Here is a 2,781-nt window from a genome sequence, read left to right as displayed (position 1 = left end):
ACGTTAGATGGTGCAGTAGAAAATATAGCGTTGTTTAGACGCTTTGTAATGAACATGCTGAAGCAATGTGATTGTGGTGCGCCAAGCCAAAAAGTGAAGTTAAAGAAAGCGGGTTGGAACGATGATTATCGGGCTCGAATCTTCTTTGGGTTATAAATCAATCAAAGTATGCTCGCGCCCTGGTGGTGGTATACAACTACAAGCGTTTAAGACAGATTCGCAACGCTCGGCATTTTTAGTTTGAATCAGCTTTAGTGTATACGGCACAATGGGTTAGGTTCGTGGTGGTGTTGCTCACTGCTTAACGCGGCGCTGACGGATCCCCTCATATTTTCCCTAGTCCTGCATTGTGTGTGAGTCTTTGATATTCGAACATTCCCCATTGATATTGGGATTCGTTAATTTGATATCGCCGATGATTTCGTACCTCTCTTCCTAGACGAGGTATGGATAGAACTCGGCGGTGTTTAATGCTGTTGGCTTGGAAGTCAAAATGCCACTTGGCTTGTACTGCAATGAGGCCATTCCACCACATCAAGATTTCAGCGAGCAATGCAATAAGAAGCAGGATATCCAATCGCTTAGTACAACGAGTTCTGTTGTGGCGAAGTGCGATCCCATAGGCGGTACTCTTTAGATCGCGGAAGGCTTCTTCTATTTGCATGCGCTTGGCGTACAGGTTGGTAATTTGTACTTCATTTAAGATGTGTCTAGGGACATTGGTCGCGAGTAACCACGGCTCCTTTGCACTGCGTTGATAGAGATGTGTAGCGGAGTGTTTTTGGCTGGTTCTACTATGGCGCTGGGCTTTTCTGCCTTTTTCTAATCCCTTATAAACATAGGCTTCACAAGATATCGGTGATCTCTTTGCTAATAAGCAGTGGCCAAGATATTTGGGTTTATGGACAGCGTTTGGATAAAAGGTTTTATTTGAGACCCAAGGTTTTTGGGGTTGTTTGATTGATACTTCACCTCGGACACGACCTAACCAAAACCAACCTTTATCCTGAACTTGGCGAAACCAAGTATTTCTAAAACCCGCATCAGAAACGATGATCGGACTGATTTTATTCGGCAAAATACTCTGCAATTTATCGAGGAATGTTTGGTGACTTTTCGGTGAATTGTATTGGCCATACTCAAAAACTTGCTCAAAGATTGTGATGGCTCGACCATCAAGTGCAACGGATGCTCTTAACGTCATATAACGAAGTTGTTCACGCACATCAGACCAATCAACAAGGATCACAGGGCATGAGTTGGCGCCCGTTATTAAGTAGGCATGCCATTTATAAATAAGGTCTTTTTCACGATGTAGTTGATGATTTCCAAGCAGTCTATCAACGCGTTTGATCGCATGTTTTACCGTGGTATTAGTTTCCAGTTTGCGACCTAGTTTAGTCAGCGTTAAGTCTGAGCCGTCAAGTACACTTTTTGTAGCAAGCATCAGAGAACTAACGCGTTTTTTGTGAATGGAGGGGCATTGGTTTTGTATGGTTTGTTGTAGAATCTGAATATCGCGCATCGTTAGTTCACTTGTTCGAAATGTGTGTTCAGCGATATTCATTAGATCAAAGACGGCGATGCGCGTCTACCTCATTGTTTTTACGCCTGATTATGAGGGGATTCGCAAGAACGCGGCGTTATGTAACAAGGGGTAATTGTGCGTTGTTTATTTTGTAAAGAATCTAGTAATGACACCAAGGGTGTAGAGCATCTTATCCCAGAGTCTTTTGGCAGCAAAAAGCTAATACTACCCAAAGGGTTGGTTTGTGATAAATGCAATAACTATTTTGCTAGGAAGGTTGAGAGGCCTGTAATGTCACACCCTTCTATGAGAAACGTTAGGGGTTGGTATCAAGTACCCAATAAAAAAGGGAAAATGCCCAGTGTATTAGGCCATATAGCTGGAACTGAAATACAGGTCAATATGAAGCTAGGTAAAAACAAAAAGCTTCAAATAAAAGCTGAAAAAGCGTCAGAACAAGCAATTGTTGATGAATACCTAAAAGATATGCAGACCACAGGAGAGTTTCCACCTTTTATTTTTCCAGTTGACATAAATCCACCTCAGCAAGAAATGTCTCGGTTTTTAGCCATGCTCGCTTTGGAAGCTTTAGCTTTGCGCTTTTCTTATGCTGGGGATCAGGACCTCATAATTGATGAGCCAAGTTTTGACTTAATCAGAGATTATGCTCGTTATGGTAAGGGAGTAAAGGAATGGCCATTTCACCGCCAAGTTTTGTTTCCAATGGATACATTGATGAGGCACCCAGAAACAGGTGAATGGGTTCAAGTAGGGTTTGGGCATGATATTATCATTACACCGACTCCTGAGACATATGTATCTTTCAATTTATATGGTGTGCAGTTCACGATAAATGTCGGTGGACCGTCTATTCATGGTTATGAAATGTGGTTAAAGAATAATGACCCTCTAGAGAGAACGGGAAATGAATTAGTAAAAAGAATGGTAAATGGAAAAGAACAATTCTATTTGGAAGGTGATTTCTGTATGAAAAATGGAGCTGAGTACGATAGGAAAAATTGGCTTAATAAATAGAATTGTTACATAACAAACAATTTAAGAGTGATTCCTAACGCTTGGGACTGTTGGTTTAAAATTTGAACACAGTGTTTACGGTTGTATTTTTGAGTTTCGTGGTAGCGTTACTCACACCTTAATTGGGCGTTGAGGCTGTAGAATTTCTCTTTTTTCAACCAATATCACCTGACTTTTTGAGCACTTTTTTCGTCTAAATTAGCTTAAATACTGTGCAG

2 protein-coding genes and 1 pseudogene are annotated in these 2,781 nt (G+C 41.2%); 2 read left to right on the top strand and 1 reads right to left on the bottom strand.

From position 1 onward, the window contains the following. Nucleotides 1-156: pseudogene (locus Q1A70_RS19440) on the top strand (ISAs1 family transposase); the annotation flags it as partial. Nucleotides 157-325: 169 nt separating this feature from the next. Here Q1A70_RS19440 and Q1A70_RS19435 read toward each other — a convergent pair. Next, entirely contained in the window at nt 326-1,525 is a 1,200-nt protein-coding gene (locus Q1A70_RS19435) for an IS4 family transposase (RefSeq protein WP_299695577.1), read from the bottom strand. A gap of 138 nt (nt 1,526-1,663) precedes the next feature. Here Q1A70_RS19435 and Q1A70_RS19430 point away from each other — a divergent pair, with 138 nt between their 5' ends. Continuing rightward, on the top strand, nt 1,664-2,563 hold the full coding sequence (locus Q1A70_RS19430) for an HNH endonuclease (RefSeq protein WP_299695579.1): 900 nt from the start codon (nt 1,664-1,666) through the stop codon (nt 2,561-2,563). Nucleotides 2,564-2,781 lie beyond the last annotated feature (218 nt).

The organism is uncultured Vibrio sp., from assembly GCF_947488985.1.
In the GTDB taxonomy this organism is placed as follows: domain Bacteria; phylum Pseudomonadota; class Gammaproteobacteria; order Enterobacterales; family Vibrionaceae; genus Vibrio.
Note: the sequence above shows the minus strand (reverse complement) of the source record. Positions and strands in the feature narration are given on the sequence as shown.

Excerpts from the sequence above, each read along its gene's own strand:
- Q1A70_RS19435 (WP_299695577.1), bottom strand. The coding sequence starts at position 1,525 with ATGCGCGATATTCAGATTCTACAACAAACCATACAAAACCAATGCCCC.